11 protein-coding genes and 1 pseudogene are annotated in these 20,959 nt (G+C 40.1%); 7 read left to right on the top strand and 5 right to left on the bottom strand.

Going from position 1 to position 20,959, the window contains the following annotated elements; translation table 11 throughout:
• Positions 1–88: 88 nt before the first annotated feature.
• Positions 89–1,255: an aminotransferase class I/II-fold pyridoxal phosphate-dependent enzyme gene (locus MXE38_RS01835; protein ID WP_246910522.1), complete on the top strand. Its 1,167-nt coding sequence runs from the start codon at positions 89–91 to the stop codon at positions 1,253–1,255.
• Positions 1,256–1,385: 130 nt separating this feature from the next.
• Here MXE38_RS01835 and nagE read toward each other — a convergent pair whose 3' ends face one another.
• The 4 genes from nagE to MXE38_RS01815 all read right to left on the bottom strand — a co-directional run bounded on the left by nagE (position 1,386) and on the right by MXE38_RS01815 (position 6,435).
• Positions 1,386–2,834 carry an N-acetylglucosamine-specific PTS transporter subunit IIBC gene (nagE, locus tag MXE38_RS01830; protein WP_246910520.1) on the bottom strand — a complete coding sequence of 483 codons (1,449 nt, stop codon included), beginning with the start codon at positions 2,832–2,834 and terminating at the stop codon, positions 1,386–1,388.
• 1,009 nt (positions 2,835–3,843) lie between these two features.
• A complete protein-coding gene (locus MXE38_RS01825) occupies positions 3,844–4,101 on the bottom strand; it encodes an HPr family phosphocarrier protein (RefSeq protein ID WP_246910518.1) in 258 nt (85 codons plus the stop codon).
• A gap of 97 nt (positions 4,102–4,198) precedes the next feature.
• A complete protein-coding gene (gene ptsP / locus MXE38_RS01820) occupies positions 4,199–5,914 on the bottom strand; it encodes a phosphoenolpyruvate--protein phosphotransferase (RefSeq protein ID WP_246910516.1) in 1,716 nt (571 codons plus the stop codon).
• 14 nt (positions 5,915–5,928) lie between these two features.
• The gene (locus MXE38_RS01815; RefSeq protein ID WP_246910514.1) at positions 5,929–6,435 is read right to left on the bottom strand and encodes a PTS glucose transporter subunit IIA; all 507 of its coding nucleotides are present in this window, start codon (positions 6,433–6,435) and stop codon (positions 5,929–5,931) included.
• 992 nt (positions 6,436–7,427) lie between these two features.
• Here MXE38_RS01815 and MXE38_RS01810 point away from each other — a divergent pair.
• Together MXE38_RS01810 and MXE38_RS01805 are read left to right on the top strand one after the other, a co-directional pair.
• Positions 7,428–8,387, top strand: a complete 960-nt coding sequence (locus MXE38_RS01810) for an OmpA family protein (RefSeq protein ID WP_246910512.1) — start codon at positions 7,428–7,430, stop codon at positions 8,385–8,387.
• A 164-nt stretch (positions 8,388–8,551) separates the two neighbouring features.
• On the top strand, positions 8,552–10,246 hold the full coding sequence (locus tag MXE38_RS01805; RefSeq protein WP_246910510.1) for a tetratricopeptide repeat protein: 1,695 nt from the start codon (positions 8,552–8,554) through the stop codon (positions 10,244–10,246).
• 72 nt (positions 10,247–10,318) lie between these two features.
• Here the strand turns inward: MXE38_RS01805 and MXE38_RS01800 are convergent, their stop codons facing one another.
• Positions 10,319–11,416: a beta-N-acetylglucosaminidase domain-containing protein gene (locus MXE38_RS01800; protein ID WP_246910508.1), complete on the bottom strand. Its 1,098-nt coding sequence runs from the start codon at positions 11,414–11,416 to the stop codon at positions 10,319–10,321.
• 1,427 nt (positions 11,417–12,843) lie between these two features.
• On the opposite strand from MXE38_RS01800, the gene tig reads away from it, so the two are divergent.
• From tig to lon, 4 genes and pseudogenes are all read left to right on the top strand, one after another.
• Positions 12,844–14,229 (top strand): trigger factor, encoded by a 1,386-nt coding sequence (gene tig / locus MXE38_RS01795; RefSeq protein ID WP_246910506.1) that lies wholly within the window; start codon positions 12,844–12,846, stop codon positions 14,227–14,229.
• 463 nt (positions 14,230–14,692) lie between these two features.
• Positions 14,693–15,304 (top strand): annotated as a pseudogene (gene clpP / locus MXE38_RS01790) (ATP-dependent Clp endopeptidase proteolytic subunit ClpP); the annotation flags it as partial.
• A gap of 1,224 nt (positions 15,305–16,528) precedes the next feature.
• Positions 16,529–17,806: an ATP-dependent Clp protease ATP-binding subunit ClpX gene (gene clpX / locus MXE38_RS01785; protein WP_246910504.1), complete on the top strand. Its 1,278-nt coding sequence runs from the start codon at positions 16,529–16,531 to the stop codon at positions 17,804–17,806.
• A gap of 96 nt (positions 17,807–17,902) precedes the next feature.
• Positions 17,903–20,899: an endopeptidase La gene (gene lon, locus MXE38_RS01780; RefSeq protein ID WP_246910503.1), complete on the top strand. Its 2,997-nt coding sequence runs from the start codon at positions 17,903–17,905 to the stop codon at positions 20,897–20,899.
• Positions 20,900–20,959 lie beyond the last annotated feature (60 nt).

Genomic DNA, 20,959 nt, shown 5'->3' with positions numbered 1-20,959 from the left:
CATGGCCAGGGTCTTGATCCTAGGCTTAGCCCTGGCCTTATGCCAGGGCTGAGCCTTTAGGGCCTGAATGAAAGAAAGATTTTTTACTATGCAAACTTCACTAAGAACAGCGTCTTTTACTGACTCTATTATTCGTCGTATGACTCGTGTGTGTCTGAAATACGATGCCATTAATTTATCTCAAGGCTTTCCTGATTTTGATCCGCCACAAGAATTAACCCAAACCCTAAGTAAGGTAGCTTTAACTGGCCCTCACCAATATGCCATTACTTGGGGAGCTCAAAATGTCAGAGAGGCCTTAGCAGCCAAGATTGAGCATTTTTCTGGACAAAAAGTAGACCCTAATAGTGAGTTGGTCATTACCTGTGGTTCAACTGAGGCCATGATGGCTAGTGTCTTAGCAACTGTTAATGCTGGCGATAAAGTAGTGGTGTTTTCTCCATTTTACGAAAACTACGGAGCAGACTCTATTTTGTGCGATGCTCAGCCTATTTATGTACCACTTAAGCCTCCTACTTTTACCTTTGATGCTCAGGAGTTAGAGCAAGCTTTTGCTCAAGGTGCTAAAGCCTTAATCTTATGCAACCCATCTAATCCTTGTGGCAAGGTCTTTTCTAAAGAGGAATTAGAGACTATTTGTCATATAGTCAAAAAATATGACGCTTTTGTAATTACTGATGAAGTCTATGAACACATTGTCTATCAGCCATATAAGCATTGGTATTTAGCTACTTTCCCAGGTATGAAAGAGCGTACTTTGGTATGCAACTCTTTTTCTAAAACATATTCTATTACTGGATGGCGTTTGGGCTATGTACAGGGGCCTGCACATATTATTGAGGCTGTACGTAAGGTTCATGATTTTCTTACTGTAGGTGCTGCAGCCCCGCTACAAGAGGCTTTAGTAGCTGGACTTACTTTGCCTGATAGCTATTACCAAGATCTACAAGCAAAATATCAGCATAAGCGTGATTTATTTTGCTCAGGTCTTAGCAAAATTGGCCTTAATTACTTTAGCCCTCAGGGTGCTTATTATGTCTTAGTAGATATTAGTGATTTTGGCTATAGCAGCGATCTTGAGTTTTGTGAGGATTTAGCTGCTAAAGTTGGCGTAGGTGCCGTTCCTGGTTCTTCTTTCTTTAAGGAAAATGTTAATAATTACATCAGATTCCATTTTGCTAAAAAAGACGAAACCTTAAAAGCAGCTCTAGAGCGTCTTAATAATATTTTCACGCTCAAAAAGCTAAAAGCTTAGTAAAAGCTAGCTCTTAGTCATAGGTAAATAAAAAACGGTACTTGAAAAAGTACCGTTTTATATTGAGAGGAGGCCCTTTTTTTAAAGGGCCTCGTTTTGACCTATATAGGTCAGTTGGCAGTTTAGTAAATTATTTGAGTAATTTCTTTAACTCATCTACTACGAATTGAACTTGAGTGCCTACGATAACTTGAACGGCGGTGTTAGATGGGTGTAATACGCCCTTAGCACCAGCAGCCTTTAAGATGCTGTCATTAACCTTGGAGCTATCGACAACCTCGCAACGAATACGAGTAATGCAGTTATCTACAGAGGTGATGTTTTCCTTACCACCTAAGCCCTCTAATACCTTCTCAGCATAGGCTACGAAAGCTGCATCGCCCTTGAGATCAGTAGTAACTGGGACATCTTCGTCTTCACGACCTGGGGTCTTGAAGTCAAACTTAACAATGGCGATACGGAATACTAAGTAGTAAACAACAGCGGTAGCTAAGCCTACTACAATGATCATCCATGGATTTTGTGCCAATGGAGTTTGAGAGGAGAAGAATAAGTCTAAGAAACCAGCAGAGAATGAGAAGCCTGCACGGATTGGCAACATAACTGTGATGGCGGCAGTAATACCAGTCATAACAGCGTAGAGGACGTAAAGACCTGGGGCCAAGAACATGAAGGCGAACTCTAAAGGCTCAGTAACACCAGTGAAGAAGGAGCAGAATGCGGCGGATGCTAATAAACCGACAACAGCCTTCTTACGCTCTGGCTTTGCACATTGGTACATAGCAAAAGCAGCAGCTGGTAAACCGAACATCATAACTGGGAAGAAGCCAGTCATGTACATACCAGTAACACCGTAAGTACCAGTACCTGCCCAGAACTTAGTAAGGTCAGAAATACCAGCAACGTCGAACCAGAATACTGCGTTCAATGCGTGGTGCATACCAATTGGGATTAATAAACGGTTTAAGAAAGCGTAAATACCTGCACCTACAGCGCCTAAGGAAATTACGGACTCACCTAAGAGTACTAATGCGTTGTAAATGAGTGGCCATACGAAGAATAAGATGGCTGCAAGTACGATGGAAATTAAAGCAGTAACAATAGCTACGGAACGCTTACCAGAGAAGAAAGCTAAGAAGTCAGGAAGCTTAGTACCACTAAAGCGGTTATAGCAGGTAGCACCAACAATACCAGACATAATACCGATGAACTGGTTGTTAACCTTGTTAAATGCTGGGTCAACTTCACCACCAGTTAAAACGCCGATAAAGCCAGGGCTTAAAAGGGTTTGAATAACAAACCATGCTACGATACCTGCAAGTGCTGGAGTACCATCTTGCTCCTTAGCCATACCAACAGCAACACCGATAGCGAATAATACGGACATGTTGTCGATAATGGCAGCACCAGCCTTCACGAAGAAGGTACCAAGAATTAAAGCCACAGAAGCTTCTGCGTTACCACCTTGCATAGTAGTAGGAGCAAGCAGATAGCCTAAACCCATGAGAATGCCTGCTACTGGCAAGCATGCGACTGGTAGCATTAAGGACTTACCAAGTCGCTGAAGATATTTCATCATAGAAGCGATCATCCAACCAAAAGTAACATCCCAAAGAAAGTTTTTAGCATTTACTGGTGACGATTTACTAACAACTACTAATTTCCTAAAAAAGCATCCATTAATAATTTTAGGAGAGTAGTGCAGGGCTTTATCAGGCGTACTCTTTTGACCTCAGAACATGTTAGGTTAAAAGAGTAAGTCTAAATATCGCTGAGCATGTGAGCTAGTAAGTTTTACTTAGTAGCGCTAATGAGCTTTCCATCTACAAAAATAAGACACAACAAGGGCAAGTCTTAAATTTGTACTTAAATTATCCAATAGCTTATAGCTTTGGGCAAAATGAATACTTGCAAATTGTGCACTTAAGCACATTTATGTAATAAATTTTCATGATATGGCAACATACATCACAAAATAAAGAATTTTTTGCAAGTTTGGTCGTCATGTAAATTAGTTGCTTTTTGATCACGAAAAATACCTAATTTATAGGATTTTGCTACCATTTTAGTGTTGAGAAAATGGCGCATGAAAGCGTTCCAAAGCACTTTTGAGTTGTAATAAGTAATTTGTAAGCAATGAAATAAAGTTTCATACATACTTTGCTTAAATATCATATTTGTGAGGAAAAATATGTACTCATGGCCTTATGATCATGATCATAAGCACAAACGATAAAAAGTGATAAGACCTAAAGCTTTTAGGCATTACGCTCCTTTAGTTAAAAAAGGTTGGTGAACTAAGAGCGAGTAGGGCAGCCCAGCAACGTCAAGCCAAGCCAAGCTTAGCCGAGCTAAGCTAAGTTAAGTTAAGCTATAGGCACTATAAGACTTGGGTAAAGCATGGAGTGGTAGGAGGCTATGGAGCACAGACTTATTGCTTGAGCCTCATGAACATCAATACTGCTAATGGCTAATGGCTAATGGCTAATGGCTTGTGGTCTTTAGTAATGAGGGGTGGGGCTTTACTTAGGGGGATAAAAAAGGCGCATAAAGCGCCTTTTTTTAAGTTAGCGAAAGTTTAACTAACTTTAGAGATTCTCTTTTAAGAATTGCTCAGCAGCAGCGCAAGCTTGCTCTTCGTCTTCACCTTCAAATTGTAAAACTAGCTCTTCACCTTGCTGTATAGCAAGTTTCATTACAGCTAAGAGACGCTTACCATCAATTAAGGCACCCTCTTTACCCATCTGGCAAGAGCTCTTAAAACCAGAAACTAATTTAACTAATTGGCCAGCTGGACGAGCGTGAATACCACGTGGATCAGTGATTTGATAAGTAATAGTCTTCATAAAGTATCAAAAGCAGCGCCAAGAGCACTGCTCCTCCTATTAAAAATAAAAATAGATAAAATTTAGTTAATGCTTAGCTAAGCAGCTAGCTTTTGGCTTAGAATTTTTTCTGAGGCTCTAAACTGGTTCGTGAGTTAGTTAATTCATTAAGGCATTTAGTCTCTGAATTACGAACACGCTCACGTAAAGCTAACACAGCACCAGGGGATACAGATAACTCATCATAGCCCATCTCAATAAAGAGATCGGTAAGTTCTGGATCGGCGGCTAACTCACCACAAATACCTGCAGGAATGCCGTTAGCGTGGGCATTTTTAGCAATTAAACGTAGGAGTTCTAATACGGCCTCATGGTGAGGATCATAAAAATCACCCAAGTCCTGGTTCTGACGATCACAAGCTGTGGTGTATTGATTTAAATCATTAGTGCCTACAGAAAAGAAATCAACATGCTTGGCTAATTGATCAGACAAGATAGCAGCTGCTGGAGTCTCAATCATGATGCCAATTTTTGGTACAGCATACTCTTTGCCTTCATCCTTGAGTTCTTGCTCTACTTGAGCACAGATAGCTTTAGCTTGCTCAACTTCCTTAAGGCGAGTAACCATAGGGAACATCATGGCAATATTGCCACGAGCTGCGGCACGATAAATAGCTCTTAATTGAGTCTTAAAGATATCTACCTTGGTTAAACAAATACGTAAAGCTCTCATGCCTAGGGCAGGATTTTCCTCAACTGGCAAGTTGAAGTAATCAACTTTCTTGTCGGCACCAATATCTAAGGTACGAATAATGACTAAGCGACCGTTCATGGTGGAGCCAACTTTGGCATAAGCACGATATTGCTCTTCTTCATTAGGTGGATCATTGCGACCTAAATATAAGAACTCAGAGCGGAATAAGCCAATACCCTCGCCATCATTTTCTAATACTTGTTCAACGTCATCTGGTTGACCAATATTGGCAAAAGTATGAACACGATGGCCAGTTTTGCTAATGCCTGGTAAGCCACGTAAAGCTAACTGACGTAATCTTTGCTGCTCAAAAATATCCTTATCAATTTTGAGCTTGTCTACAATTTCCTCATCTGGATCAATGTAGAACACGCCTTTAACAGAGTTAAGAGCAATAGTATGACCACTAAGATCTAAGACTTCCTCGCTTTCAGTAGCAGCTCGTCCCTGGCCTGTTAAATCGGCAGGTAAATTAGCGTTAATGATAAGAGGAATATTCATAGTACGGGCTAAGATAGAGGCATGAGAGTTTTGTGTGCCTTTGCGCAACACAAAGCCTAAAATCTTAGAGCGATCCATGGCTACTGTTTGTGATGGCTGCAAATCGTCAGCTACAATAACGCAGCTTTCGCTTAAGGTAACAGTCTCACCACCACGTAAAATACGAGCTAAACGACCTGTAACATCCTTGATATCGGCTGAGCGCTCTTTCATGTAGTCATCATCAAGAGCTTCGAAAATAGCAGCTTGCTCTTTGCCCACAGCAATGGATGCGTCAGCAGCACTAATACCACCTTGCTTAATCATATCCCTAATATTGTCCACAATATCAGGATCATCAAGCATCATACGGTGGATTTCAAAAATCTCGGCCTGTTCTTGGCCAATCTCAACACGGGCTTTTTCAATTAAGCCATCAAGCTCAATTTGAGCTTTATTGATAGCTATATCAAGATGAGATAGCTCTTGGTCTACTGATTGGCAGGTAAGTGCAGCTGGAGTAATGTCAGGAGTCTTGATGTGCAAGATCTTGCCATAGGTAATACCAGCACAGGCGCAACGTCCTTTACCTTGGTACATATTGTTACTCCGAATTATTTCTCCGATGGGGTAATAAAGCAGAACTTGTCAGCAGTAGTTACACTTCGTGTGCCTGCAAACTCAATTGAATTAAAGTCCATAGCATTGCAAATTACTACAGGAACTAAATTACTTAAACCTGCTTTGGCAATTACTGTTTGATCAAATTTGATTAAAGGCTGGCCGCACTTAACTACATCATCGTCCTTAACAAAGGCCTCAAAGCCTTCGCCCTTAAGATCAACAGTATTAATGCCTACGTGGATTAACAGCTCAACCTTATCAGTAGAGGTAATGGTAATGGCATGGGCAGTCTTAAAAATTTGAGTTACAGTGCCATCGCAAGGGGCATAAATAGTGCCGTCCTCTCCTGGTTTAAAACAAATGGTAGGGCCTAAAACACAATCAGCAAAAGTAGGATCTGGAATTGCTTTAGTATCAAGTATCTCGCCATTTAATGGAGAGTTTAAAGTAATAACCTCAGCTTTTTTGCTGCCAAATAACTTATTTAAAAAGCTCATTCCTAACTCCTAAAAACCATAATATTGCTACTTGGGTATAAGCAGCTAAAAAAATTAATAAGCAGCCTAAGAGCTAAGCAAGGTGGTACAGTGTCCTTACATAAGCCTAAGGTAGCTATCTTATAAAAACAAAACCTTGAGTCAGACTCTCAAATAATCTTAGGTATAAATTAGGCAATATTACAAGCAAGAATAAACATCGTAGATTTTAGGGTGTCTGTAAGCATGTAGTATGTGAATTATTTAAGAGCCATAAATCTATAGCTAAGCATAAACTAATGTTTAGAGCTTAATTATGACGATAGTCGGAAAACAAAAAAAATTAATAGCTTTTTTTTAAATTTTTGAAGCTGATTGCTAAATATATATTATTTCACCTACAGCAAAGTTAAACTTTGCTTTTTGTAAATAGTACTTGATTGCGTTACTAACAATGCAGTCTATTTTAGCAAAAAGCATTGTATATAATTTATAAAAAATTGAGATGAGTCTAACAACTTCGTATCAGCCAAGCATTGACGTGATACAATTTTAACTAGGACAAAGCACAATTCTTTCCACCAAACATGCTGTGTATTTGTTAGCTAAAGAAAATTTAATGTTGGCTAAGTATTTGCATTGTGGCCTAGCGGGGACTAACGTCAAAATGTTAGCACCTGTAAAATCCACGTATGTTTGGAACTTTGGTAATTTGACCTGGCTAAAACTGCTGTTAGTAGTTTTCAGATTAAGTCATAATTTAAAGCTCTCATGGTTAACTGCAAACAGGTTTTGCATGCGCTTAGAGGGTTAAATAAAGAGAGAGATATTGTTTGATTCCTTAGGGCAAGCATGCGTGGATAATTAGATTTATTGAATATGCTTCCCTAAAAACTTATTTATAAGCTTGGTTAGCATTAAGCAAAAAAGGCTTCCTGGGCATGATTTAAAGCTGGGATAGTGCAGATTATTATTAGAACCCTTTGAGGTTTTTGTCAGGAGATTTAGTAGGTATGCGAAAAGCTGGAAGATTCGGCATGGGTTTAGCTGCTTTTGTTGTGGCCACTATTTTTGCCTTACCAGTGCACTCTCAGGTACGCTATGAAGCCTCTTTGAGCGATACTAATGCCAAAGATTGGTCGACTAAGTCATCAAGGATTTCATGCATACTTTCCTCCCATATTAGTGGTTATGGTCGAGCTGACTTTACCTTATTGTCAGGTGCACAAAGACGCTTAAGTTTAGAGATCTTCCCATCAGTGGATGTTAATTCTAAGAGTGTTATGCGCATTATTTCAGCTCCTCCAGAGTGGCGTCCTCAGGGTGTAGAGACTGATATTGGTCAAATTCAGCTTTATCGTGGTTTTAGACCTTTTATTGGTGATTCCGTTTCTTGGGCCATTTTACGAGCCCTACATAACGGCAATCGTGTGCTCTTCCCATATATTAGTGAGCACCCAAATTATGCCGAAAGTATTATTCCTGTATTAAGTCCAATGGGTTTTTCATCCCCATATAAGGAATTTGTAGACTGCTCTGCTCAATTATTACCTTTTGGATATACCGATGTGGGCTTAGTAGCCTTAATGTTCTATGAGCAAGAGAATAGACTAACTCCTTCTTCTGATGCTCGTTTAAAGCAGCAAATTGAGTATGCCAAGATTGATGATTCTATTAATAAGATTATCATTTCATCATTTGGCTCTGGCAATACCGACAATCTTGATAATTTAGATTTAGCTAAGCGTCGTGCTGAATCAATTGCTAAGATTTTCACTGATGCAGGTATTAGTAAGGATCTTATTGATATTAAGACTTATGGTGATGAGCAGTTAGCTACTACTGGTTATACCTTGTCAGATCGTCAACAATCATCTAAAGCTATCGTAGAGCTGCAACGTGATCCATTTAAGGTTGATCGTCGCCAGGAAGTTGATATGCCTGATGTTGGTGTACCTGAAAATTGGGAATAGCTAATATCTTTAAGCCTAGGATCTTGAGTATTATCAAACTTCAAGACTTTTAGATCTTAATGCGCTAAAACAGCAGTGCGTTTCACTCTCTTTAAAAAGGGTGGTGGGCCCCTGCTGTTTTGCTTTGTAAGCTAGTTTAATTAAACAAAGAAAGAGTAACGCTTATGGCAAACATGTTAAAAAAGATCAAGGAGATGGAGAGAAGAGAGCTAATTCGCTATCGTCAGCGCTTGACTGTGGTAACAATTGGCTTTTTATTCTTCATTGGTATTTTTAGCGGCATCATTTGGGCTTATACCTCTCATGCAGAAGGAGCCCGTCGTGAGCTTGTTGAAAATGGCATTAAGGCTTTAAGCTACTCTGATTTTAGACGTGCTGTCTCTTATTTAGAAAAGGCTGATAAAGACGATGATCCTTATGCTGCTGAGTTCTTAGCTTGGTATGCAATTAGTGCTGGTAATTATGAGCAAGCAGCTAAATATGCCGAGCGTGCTGTCTTGTTTAGAAGACATGCAGCTTATGAAGTTTTAGGTGATTTGGCATTATTAGGCTTTGGTAAGGCTAAGGGCATAGTTGCTGCTATTTCCTATTTTGAGCAAGGCGCTATTCGTATTGCTAATGATGAGGCTGCTGCTATTAAGGCTGGTACTTTAGTTACTGATAAATGGTTCCAAGGCGATCCAGCCACTATGATGCCTGACGATATTAGAAATCGTGCTACTGATTTATTCTCTGGCATGGTTTATCGCGCTTTACAAATTATTCCTAATGGCAAAGACTTTGTTGATTTTGTTCTCCTAGCTAATAAGAAAGGCGCTAAGAGTTTAGAGCTGATTATGGGCGATATGTTCTTTGTAGGTAATAATAAAATCGCCTCCAATGCCCAGTCTGCTGTGCAGTATTGGCAGCAAGCTATGGACAATGGCTTTGATCAAGCTTATGTTCGTTTAGCTGGTGCTTATTGGCATGGTTATGCTGTAGAGCGTGACCCTCAAACTGCCTTTGATCTTTACTCTAGTGCTGCTGCTAATCATGATCCTGTAGCTCAATATGCTTTAGGTTTAATTGCTTTACGTAGTAACTCTACTTCTACTAGTAATGTAGCTGTTAAGTTCTTTTCTAGTGCTGCTGCGCAAGGTTATGGACCTGCCTCTAGCGCTTTAGGTGTGTTTGCCTATACTGAGACCAATACTCCAGACTCTTTAGATAGAGCTATACAGTGGCTGAAAATTGCAGCTTTAGAACAGCATGATCTCTCTGGACGTATTATTTATGATTTAATGCTTATGTCTGGTAAGGGTGTACCAAAAGCCTTCTCTAAAGGCTTTGATGATTTAATTAGCATTGCTAATATTTACCCTCCAGCCCAAAAGATTATCGATTTATTACAAGAGCGTGTACCTGCTGAGCAAATTTTAGATCAGGTTATGGTCTTGGCTAACCAAGTATTACGTGGCCATATTGCTTATAAAGAGGGTGATCCTATTTTTGAGTTAGAAATTTTGGATCCTACAACTTTAGAGCCTATGGAGCGTCCATTTACTTTCTATCAATCTGTAGATAAGTTAGCTCCAACCTTTAAGAACCATTTTGGTTCATTAAACTTTACCTCAGTTACTGATCTTAATAAGGTTAATATCAATGGTAAGAACATACTTGATCCTAGCTTAGCTCAAGTGATTGTTCAGTATGCTCCATCAACTGGTGTGGTAAGTTTTGCCGCTGATCCTCGTATGCCAAGACCAAAAGCACCAAAAGTTCCTAATGGTTATGAGGTAAGTGATTTTGTTCCTCCTGTATCCTTGGTTGAGCCATTAAGCTTACGTGACGAAAATGGCGTATATAACAAGGTTCAATAAGAACTAAAGACACAAAAAAAAGCTCACAGATTACAAATTTGTGAGCTTTTTTTTAATTGATGTTTTTTTAAATTATTGGTTCTGAGTAATGACGTGGGTGCCATTAATAATGGCTTGATCAAAGCGTTGTGAGCCTTTGATAAAGTCAGCAATTTCTTGTAAAGCTGGCTGATCATTTACCACACTAAACTCAATGAAACGAGTTTTGTCTCGTTCTGTCATTTTATCCAGACCCAAACGAGTTAGTAGGTTGAAATTGTCATACTTTAAGATCATGGCAAAAATAGAACCGAATAACTCTTTGGCGTGAGCTAAATAAGCTTGGTTAATTTCCTCACTGCTCTTGCCTTGATAAATTAAAGGTAGGGTAATAGCAGGTAGGGTAGATAACAGTGGCTGTACCATTGGGTTAACGGCATGTCCTGTTACTAAACCTTGAAGGTTAGTACGGCCATTGAATTTGCTTAAGTTTAAGAACTTACAAATATTCTTACCATCATTTACAGGGTAGTTGTCCCAAATAAATGGTTTGCGGCCTAATAACTTAGTGACATACTCAATATGCTCAACAGTAATATCGTCTGATAATACCTTAGGGCCAGTCCAGAATATTTCTACTCTTTGAGGTAAATCTTTTAATAACTCGTCAAAGTAGCTCTTTGGACGCTCACCAAAGATGCGATCAAGCACAGGATCATCTGTATAGTAGGATGGGCAAATAATAAAGTGCTTTACATGCTCAGGTAAGTTCTGCTCAACAATCTTAATAATTTCATTTTGTTGTGCGCCAACATGCTCTGAGTCTTTGAACATATCGTCAAAAAGTAAGCAGAAAATTTCACAAGAAGAAATTTGGCATAAAGAACGTACACGCTCTAAAAGTAAATCCTTTTGCTCCTCAAAGTTAGAGGTAAGATTTAAAGGAGATAAGGCAACACCAAAATCTAACTTAGCTTTATGAGCGTCAGCTGCATAGGAGCACAGCTCCTTTTCATACTCGGCACTAATAGGTTTAGTCCACTCATCACGTAACTGTAAATCAGCCTTTGGTGCGTAGATGTAGAAGCTATAACCATTTTTTTTAGCAAAGGAATAGAAGTAATTGCGCTCGTCCTTGCTGTATGGACGACCGTAAAAACCTTCAATAATTCCAAGATATGCGCTATCCATTAGAGCGAATCTCCCTTACAAGACTTTTCTAAGAGCTTATAGCAAAAGTTTTGATCCCCAAAAAATTTAACAAGAGGAGGTCAAAACTTTTGCCAAGCTGTAATTAGATAAGATGGCACAATAATGATAGAAAAATTTCAAATGCAAAATATTCACATAAAAAAATATTTACAAGCATTTTGAGAGCTCACTATAAAATTGTCAATGTAATCATAATACAAGCTTGAACCTTGCCACAAAGTAGAGAACGCTAACTTAGCTTTAGCAATACTTAACATCCCAACCCCGCTGTCCCAACCAATCAAAAACACCTCTCATCCAGCCCTGCCGCCAGCAAGGTAGCCTGCTAAGCTTACTAAACCAGCAAGCTAATCTAGCCCGCTAAACACGCACGACAAGCAAGCTAAACAAGCCGCTTTTTTTCTACCACCATAAATTTGCCAAGTATGGGGAGGCCTTTCATTGAGAAAACCAATTCCTGCTTTGCTATCTTTTGGTCGTTTCATCAATATAAAGCAGCTTGTCATTATGCTGCCAAGCATGTGTTCATACCGCAAGGTAGGCAAGTATCAAGAAAAGTAGAAAAGCAATCACTTTCTTAAGATTGGTGCACTTTAATCGACATTGCTAAGCCCGTTACTTGAGGTGAGCAAGATAGCTTTCTAAAGAGTTAGTGGCTGTAGCTTGAGATAAAGCACAATATAGCAACCGCTACTACAGCAAAAGATGCAATAGCTCTAACAGCTACGTAGGTGGTAGCGCCAGCGGCGGTGCGGCAGAGCAGGGTAGTGCGGAGTGGCATGGCATGGCATGGCACGGCTAGGCAGAGCGGTGCGGTGCTAAGCTTTGTTTTTTTAAGGGGAGGCTATGGATGGAGGTGGTGACGGGTGCTTATGTTTAGGGGTGGTAATGGTGCTTAAGGGATGAGCTAGTTCTTATTGGGGGAGAGGTGCTTTGGCTTTTGGTAAGAGTATTTGATCTTTTGTAAAAGATTATGTGTAGAGACAATACTTATATACTTAGTAGGGCATTTTTGTGTCTAGGTTATGGAATTTAAACGATTATACTATTATAATCTTTTGGTTTTATTGTCGCTAAATGCCGATAGCAAAGATTAATCTTAACCCAGCAGATGCTGAGGACTTGTTGTACCAAGTGGCAGTTTTAAATTTCATTAAAAATTTTAGTACCTAGACTTTAAAAATGGTTATACCGACCACATATAGTTAAATGGCACTATGTACTAAGAGCACTCAGAACTGCGACTTGGTGCAGCAAGTGATTAAGTCTTTACTTAGGTATAAGTAAACAGGCGATTATAAGCAAAATCAAGATAGTTATTTCTTGATTTTTACTCCCCAGTATTGGGCATTATGCTGTAGAGCTGGGCATATATTCATTCTGCACTCGCACTTTGAGGTTTAACAATGCAGGTTACTGTTAAAAACATTAATGCTACTAAAGATCAATTAGATGTAGTAGTTCCAGTTGAAAGTGTAAATGAGATTTACACTGCTACTTATAACAAGATTTATAAGAATGCACGTATTGATGGTTTCCGTAAGGGCCACATTCCAAAGTCCGCTTTTGAATCTATGTATGGTCAGCGTGTAAAGGCTGATGCTTTAGATGAGCTTTTCAACAAGTTTGTTCCTGAGGCTTTAAAGCAGTCAGAAGTTGACATGATTTCAGGCAGCTATCCATCTATTGTTAATGTTGGTAAGTTAGAAAAAGACGTTGAGTTCACTTTCTCTATGACTGTTGATGTATATCCTGTTTTAGAGTCTAAGGACTTAAAGTCTGTTAAGACTGAGGCCTTCACTGTTAAAGTATCTGAGGACGACTTAAACAAGGTTGTAGATCAGTTACGTACTCAGCAAGCTAAGCTTGAGCCAATCGATGGTGGTGAGGTTGCAGACGGTACTGTAGCTAACATTGACTTCTTAGGTAAGAAGGACGGTGTTCCATTTAGTGGTGGCGAAGCTAAGGGCTTTGATTTAGACATCGATCACGCCCAGATGATTCCTGGCTTTATCGAGAACATCAAGGGTCACAAGGCTGGCGAAGAGTTCACCATTAACTGCACCTTCCCAGAGTCCTATCACGTAGCTGAGTTAGCTGGCGCTGCTGCTACTTTCGACATCAAGGTAAATAGCGTATCTAAGTACGTTTTACCAGAGTTAAATGAGGACTTCTTAAAGGCCTTCGGTTACGGCGATAAGGGCGTAGAAGAGTTCAAGAGCAACTTATCTCAAAACATCGCTCAGCAAGGTGAAAGTGTTTGTGTAAACTTAAGCATTGAGAACATTGTTGAGAAGATTGGTGAGCTCTATGGTGAGATCGAGCTTCCTGAGGTCTTAGTACAAAAAGAGGCTGAGCGTTTATTAAGCAGCCAGCTCCAGATGCCTAAGGTTGATGAGAAGTTAAAGAAGGCTTTAATGGCTTCCTTCGTACCATTAGCTGAGGATCGTGTTCGTACTCAAGTTTTAATCCACGGCATTCTCAAGAACAACAACATTGACATTGTAGTTAATCTCGAAGACATCGATGCTGTTATCAATGATCTCTCCGTAGCTTACGAGGATCCAGAAGAGTACAAGAACGAGATTAAGAAGGACAAGAAGGCCGTAACCGCTATGGCCAATATCGCTTCTGAGCGTAAGTTAGTTAAGGTTCTTACCGACTTAACTGATTGCACTGTAACTGAGAAGTCCTTCAATGAGTTAAAGGATCTCGCAGCCCAGTTTGAGGCTGACAAAGGTAAAAAGTTACAAGAGAAGGCACAGGCTGCTTCTGAGTCAAATAAAGAATAGTCTGCTGATTAATTAATCTCTAAGTAGCTTATTCTTGCTAAATTTTAGCTAGGATAAAAATGCAGCGCTCATTATGGGCGCTGTATTTTATGAGTTTAGTCAGTAGTTTTCTTAAAAGTTTTGACCAAAAGTTCTAGGTTTAGTTTAAGGTTTTTGGTCAAAACTTTTGCTAGGTCATACTGGCAAAGGGTGCCTTCTCAAATTAAGTAGAGTGGGCACTTTTTTTATTTAGCTACATTTGAGTCTTGTTTTCAATAGATAAGCGACATGGCTATAAGATTAGGCTATAATCTTGGATCCATGGTATTTTTATAATTTGTCCTTTTTAAGGTTTGGCATAATTAATTAAGGTCAAGTTGTTAGTTTCTTGAGGTTGAGTCTAATAGCGTTAATAAGTTAGCTATTAGATAAAGTGCAAGTTATTAATGAGTTTTTAATGTTTAATTTGGGAGTTGAGCGCTTCATGTCTGGCAGTGAGCTTCAAACTAGAATGGCCAATCTCGTTCCAATGGTGATTGAGCAGACAGGACGCGGTGAGCGTTCTTTTGATATCTATTCTCGCATGTTGAAGGATCGTGTGATCTTTTTAACTGGCGAAGTAGAAGACCATATGGCCGATCTTATTATCGCCCAGCTGCTATTCTTAGAGTCTGATGATCCTAATAAGGACATCTACTTATATATTAATAGCCCTGGTGGTGTAGTGACTGCTGGTATGGCTATTTACGATACTATGCAATACATCAAACCAGATGTTTGCACATTATGTATTGGACAGGCTTGCTCCATGGGCTCATTCTTACTTGCAGGTGGTGCTAAGGGCAAACGTATTGCTCTACCTCATGCTCGTATTATGATTCACCAGCCTTTAGGTGGATTTAAAGGTCAGGCTACTGACATTATGATCCACGCCAAAGAAACTGAGCGTATCAAGCACACTTTAACCTCAATTTTAGCTGCTAATACTAATCAGCCTTTAGAAAAAGTAATGGCTGACTGTGAGCGTGATAACTTCATGTCAGCTCAAGAAGCTTTAAATTATGGCTTAATTGATAAGGTTATTACTCGTCGTGGCGAGGAGGCTCAAGAGCGTCAATCTAACGGTGAAAACCATGGCTCTTCTAAGAGACCTGATGGTGATGACCCTAATGATGATGGCCCCGGCCCTGCCGGCGGAGCACCTATAGTTAACAACGAGACTTCTTTAAGCCCAGATATGGCTACCATTTTTAGTTCTTTGGTCAATGCTGTACCAAATAATGAGACTAAAAATGCTGCCCCTAGTGGTTCTTTAGTAAATGCTAAGGCTCATAGTGATAATAGCGAAGATGAGCTAATTATTGAGCCTTGCGCTAAAAGTGTCAGTACTCAAGATCCTGGAGATAAGGTAGTCGAAGCTCAAGATTTAAATGCTAAGGATTTAGCTTTAAATTTAGATAAGACTATTGCACAACAATCTGCTGTAGCTGGAAGCTTACCTGATGGCAACAATAACAAAGATGCTGCCAATGCAGAAAATAGTGCTCCTGAGGCAAATAAAGAGTTAAGTCCTGATAATGCTAATGCCTTAGCCGCCGCTTTAGGTGCTAATGGTGGCAATATTGATTTAAAGGCTTTTTTTAATTTTATGGCCCAAGCTCAAGCTCAGGCTCAGGCTCAGGCCCAAGCCCAAAACCAAGGCGCACCAGCTGCGCCTGCTGCTCAAGGCAGCGCAGGTACATCTATCACCCCAGGAGTACCTGGGGTAGCTGGGGCAATGCCTGTTAGTGGCACAAATGACTCTAATGGACAGGGCATTAATCCTCAATTAGGCGGTCAGAACAATATGCAAAAGTTTCCGTCTGCCCCTATGATGGGTGTGCCTCCATTTATGGCTCCTAATGGCATGATGATGCCACCATTTGGTATGCCTAATAATATGGTGGGTGCTAATAACAATATGCCTCGCCCTAATATGATGCCTGGAGCTAACCCTAATTCACCTTTAGGTCAGGTTATGCAGTCCTTTATGCAAAATAATGGCTTGCCTCAAGGTCAGAATGTCAACGCCATGGGAATGAATAATGGTCAGGGTATGATGGGGGGTATGCCTGTTATGCCTAATCCTTTTGGCGCTAACATGATGGGAGGCCAAGGCATGGTTCCTCCTGGCATGATGGGCAATATGGGACAAAATATGCCACCAAACCAAGGCCAAAGCGGCTCAAATGTTAAGCCTAATGGTCAAGAAAAGAATAAAGGTCGTGGCAAAAATAATAATGCTAACGGTAAAGGACGTAATTAACGGGAATTTTGCGAGATGACCACTAAAAAGAAAAATTATTGTGTCTTTTGTGGCGAGCAGTCTAATGACTCTCGTACTTTGATTCAATCTTCAGCAGGTTCTTGTATCTGTTCTGATTGTGTCGAGCGTTGTTACGAAATTGTTAAGCAAAGAAAGCAGGAAATGGATCCTCATAAAGATGATCCTGGCTATATTGACTTAGACAATATTCCAACCCCACACGAAATTGCAGCCCATTTAGATCAATATGTTATTGGTCAAGATGATGCTAAAAAGGTGTTGTCCGTAGCTGTTTATAACCACTATAAGCGTCTACGTCAGTCTTATGTCGAGACTGATGTTGAGCTTGGTAAGTCCAATATTTTAATGATTGGCCCTACAGGTTCTGGTAAGACTTTATTAGTTCAAAGCTTAGCTCGTTATTTAAACGTTCCTTTTGCTATGTCTGATGCTACTACTTTAACCGAGGCAGGTTACGTAGGTGAGGACGTAGAAAATGTAATCGTACGTTTATTAAACTCTTGCGAAGGCAATGTAGAAAAGGCTCAAAAGGGCATTATCTATATTGACGAAATCGATAAGATTGCACGTAAGAGTGAAAATCCATCCATCACCCGTGATGTATCAGGTGAGGGTGTACAACAAGCCTTATTAAAGCTCATTGAGGGTACTGTAGCCTCTGTACCTCCTACAGGTGGTCGTAAGCACCCAAATCAACCTATGATTGAGGTTGATACCTCTCAGATCTTATTTATCTGCGGTGGTGCTTTTGATGGCTTAGAGAAGATTGTAGATAAGCGTCTTACTACTAATAGCGGCATTGGCTTTGGTGCTGATGTTAAGGGCAAAGATGAGCAAATGACCTTAACTGAGAAGTATCGCAAGGTAGAGCCTGATGACCTAGTTAAGTTCGGTATTATTCCTGAGTTCGTAGGCCGTTTACCTGTTATTTCAGCTTTAGAAGAGTTAAATCGTGAGCAATTAGTTCGCGTATTAACTGAGCCAAAGAATGCTGTAATCAAGCAGTACCAAGCTATCTTTAGATATGAAGGCGTAGAGCTTGAGTTTACTGATGAAGCTTTAGGCGCAATTGCTGACACTTCCATTGAGCGTCATACTGGTGCCCGTGGCTTACGCTCTGTAGTAGAAGGCTTGCTCTTAAATACTATGTACGATATTCCTTCTGTAAGTGACGTGCAAAAGGTTATTGTTACTGAGCAAACCGTACGTGAGGGTACTGAGCCTCAAATCGTTAAAAAGAACGAAGCTACTGCACAATCAGCTAATAGCTAAATTTGGATAAAAGCTCAATCAAAGTACCATTTTAGCCTCAAGAGCAAAAATGGCGCTTATTTCTTTTATGGTATTTGATTAACCAAAGATTTTAAGATGGTAAAAGCAAAGACTTCTTCACAAGCATCACAAGATAAGGATCAAGCAGAAAATAAAAAGCCTGCTGCTAAGTCCAAAACTACTAATGTGAAAACATCAGCTAAGCGCCCTGCTAGAGCTAAAACTAGCAATGCTAATGCAGTTAAGAAGAGCGCTAGCAAAGTAGAGCTTTTACAGGCAGATGAAGCTGAACAGTTAGGTAGCAATACTGATACTTTAGTAAATGCAGTTAGTGACAGCGATGGTGCTAATAGTGCCACTAAAGAGGCTGTTAACGCTATTAAGTCTACTAAAGTTACAGCTAAAACACGTAGCGCTAAAACTAGCAATAAAGGTAGTGCTAAGAGCTCCAATGACAATGTGTCAAAGGAAGATGGCGTGTTAGTAGTAGAGGATAATAACAAGGTTACTACTTATCCATTAGTAATCTTACGCTCTATTATTACCCCAGGTGCTAATGTAGCCTTAATTGCAGGCCGTGAAAGCACTGTGCTTGCTATGTATGATGCCTTGGATACTCATACCAAGATTGCTGTTTTTAGCCAGACTAATGACACTGATCTACGCCCAGAAAAGGAAGATTTAAGTCGTTATGGCGTACTAGCTCAGGTGCTAGATGGCGACTATAACGATCAAGATCAGTTCCGTGCTACTATTTGTGGTGAGCAGCGCATCATTATTAAGCGTATTGTTGATGATCCTACTGACAATGTACGTCGTGTTGAAGTTGAGGTAGTGCCATCTGTTGAAGTGGATGACAATATTGCTAAGCGCTATTTAAATGCTGTCTTAAATGCATTAGATTTAGCCTTAGAACAACAGAACAAGGGCGGTCGCAATATTCTTGATCGTGGCGTTCCTGTGGAAATGCTCAAAAAGGTTCGCAAGATCGCTGACTTAGGAACCTTATGTGATGCCTTAGCTCAATTATTGAGCTTGCCTCACTATGACAAGAACTACATCTTAGAGACCCTCAATCCAGTAGCTCGTGCCAAGGCTATTATTGCTTATTTAAACAATTATACCTATAAGGCTGAGACTGATAAAAAGATTGCCGAAGAAGCTCGTGCTGCTATGGATAAGTCCCAGCGTGAGTTCTATTTACATGAGCAATTAAAGGCTATTAAGCGTGAGCTTAATATCAATATTGATGATAGTTCTGATATTGATGAACTCAACAATAAGACTGAGGCCTTAGACGCACCTCCAGAGGTTATTGCCCGTTTAAAGAAGGAAATTAGCCGCTTGGCTAATATGCCTATTAACTCAGGCGAGAACTCTACTGTTCGCAACTACATTGAAACCGTGCTCTCGATTCCATGGCGTGCCCAATCCACTTTAAACCGTGATTTAGGTAAGGCCCGTGATGTTTTAGAGCATGATCACTACGGTTTAGATAAAGTTAAAGATCGTATTTTAGAGTTCTTAGCTGTGCAAACCCGTCGTGAAAATGTTGATGCTCATGGCCAGATTTTATGTCTCATGGGCCCACCAGGTATTGGTAAAACCTCACTGGCAAGCTCCATTGCTAAAGCTACTGGACGTAAGTATGTTCGTGTTGCTTTAGGAGGTATGTATGATGAGTCCGAAATTCGTGGCCACAGACGTACTTATATTGGTTCTATGCCTGGTCGTATTATTCAATCTATGATCAAGTGTGGTGTCAACAACCCATTATTCTTGCTCGATGAGATTGATAAGGTTTCTACCAATTCGTTCCATGGCGATATTTCAGCAGCTTTGCTTGAGGTATTAGATCCTGAGCAAAATAAGTCCTTTAATGACAATTATTTGGATTTAGATTTCGATCTATCCCATACCTTATTTATTGCTACTGCTAATAGCTACAATATTCCACCAGCTTTACGTGATCGTATGGAAATCATTGATCTTTCCAGCTATACAGCTGATGAGAAGTTCCATATTGCCCGTGAGCACTTATTGCCTAAGCAGTTAGTAAAAAATGGTTTATCAGAGAGTGAGTTTGATATCTCTGATGCAGGCCTAAAGCAGCTTATTACCCACTATACCTTAGAGGCAGGTGTTCGTAGCTTAGAGCGTATTATTGGTGAGCTGTGCCGTAAGGTAGTTAAAGACTTAATGATCAATCCTCCAAAGACACCTAAAAAGGTTGTTTTAGGCGTTAAGGAGATTGAAAAGCTCATCGGTCCAAAGCGCTTTGACTTTACCTCCAAGCTCAAAGAAAACCGTGTAGGTATTGTGAACGGCTTATCAGTAAGCTCGGTAGGTGGCGATATTTTACAAGTGGAAGTTATTGCCAATGAGGGCAAGGGCTCTCATCTCTTGACTGGTCAATTAGGCTCAGTCATGAAAGAGTCAGTTTTTGCCTCCATTGCTTGGGTAAGATCTCAGGCTAGAAACTTTAAGTTATCTCCAAGTTTCTATCAATGTGTTGATCTAAACTTACACTTCCCTGAAGGTGCTATTCCAAAGGACGGCCCATCAGCAGGTTGTGCTATCACTACCGCTATTGTTTCAGCTTTAACTGGCAATCCAGTACGCTCTGATGTGGCCATGACTGGTGAAATTACCTTGCGTGGTGATGTGTTAGCTATTGGTGGACTAAAAGAGAAACTCTTAGCTGCGCTCCGTGGTGGTGTTAAGACTGTATGTATCCCTTATGATAATAAAAAGGATCTCTGGGATATGCCTAAGGTAGTATTAAATAGCTTAACTATTAAGCCTGTTAAGACTATCCAAGAGGTTTTAGACATCGCACTGGAGAACGATCCTCATAAGTTTGAGCCTAAGACTTTAGAAGAGTGGACTCTAAAGTATTACTTAGAATCAGAGCATAAGCGCAAGCTTAAGCAAGAGGCTGAGGATCGTAAGATCTCTATGGAGATTAAGGATGCCTCAGAGGCTAGCGTTTCTGAGATTAGGAATAATCCTATTCAAGAGAGTGAGGAGCAACCAAAGGGCCCATCTAAAGGCCGCTCCAAAGCTCCTACTAAAAAGGCTCAATCTTGCTAAAGAGCCCTAAGAGACCCTTCCTAGCTTTAGCTAGGGCTCTTAAGTTCAATTATTAAGCAC

The organism is Anaerobiospirillum sp. NML120448, from assembly GCF_023050945.1.
GTDB lineage: Bacteria > Pseudomonadota > Gammaproteobacteria > Enterobacterales > Succinivibrionaceae > Anaerobiospirillum.
This window is presented reverse-complemented; position numbering and strand designations above follow the sequence as displayed.

What these genes read in the sequence shown, in the direction of transcription:
- MXE38_RS01835 (WP_246910522.1), top strand. Translation starts at nt 89, where the DNA reads ATGCAAACTTCACTAAGAACAGCGTCTTTTACTGACTCTATTATTCGT.
- MXE38_RS01810 (WP_246910512.1), top strand. Translation starts at nt 7,428, where the DNA reads ATGCGAAAAGCTGGAAGATTCGGCATGGGTTTAGCTGCTTTTGTTGTG.
- lon (WP_246910503.1), top strand. Translation starts at nt 17,903, where the DNA reads ATGGTAAAAGCAAAGACTTCTTCACAAGCATCACAAGATAAGGATCAA.
- clpX (WP_246910504.1), top strand. Translation starts at nt 16,529, where the DNA reads ATGACCACTAAAAAGAAAAATTATTGTGTCTTTTGTGGCGAGCAGTCT.
- nagE (WP_246910520.1), bottom strand. Translation starts at nt 2,834, where the DNA reads ATGATGAAATATCTTCAGCGACTTGGTAAGTCCTTAATGCTACCAGTC.
- tig (WP_246910506.1), top strand. Translation starts at nt 12,844, where the DNA reads ATGCAGGTTACTGTTAAAAACATTAATGCTACTAAAGATCAATTAGAT.
- MXE38_RS01825 (WP_246910518.1), bottom strand. Translation starts at nt 4,101, where the DNA reads ATGAAGACTATTACTTATCAAATCACTGATCCACGTGGTATTCACGCT.
- MXE38_RS01815 (WP_246910514.1), bottom strand. Translation starts at nt 6,435, where the DNA reads ATGAGCTTTTTAAATAAGTTATTTGGCAGCAAAAAAGCTGAGGTTATT.
- MXE38_RS01800 (WP_246910508.1), bottom strand. Translation starts at nt 11,416, where the DNA reads ATGGATAGCGCATATCTTGGAATTATTGAAGGTTTTTACGGTCGTCCA.
- MXE38_RS01805 (WP_246910510.1), top strand. Translation starts at nt 8,552, where the DNA reads ATGGCAAACATGTTAAAAAAGATCAAGGAGATGGAGAGAAGAGAGCTA.
- ptsP (WP_246910516.1), bottom strand. Translation starts at nt 5,914, where the DNA reads ATGTACCAAGGTAAAGGACGTTGCGCCTGTGCTGGTATTACCTATGGC.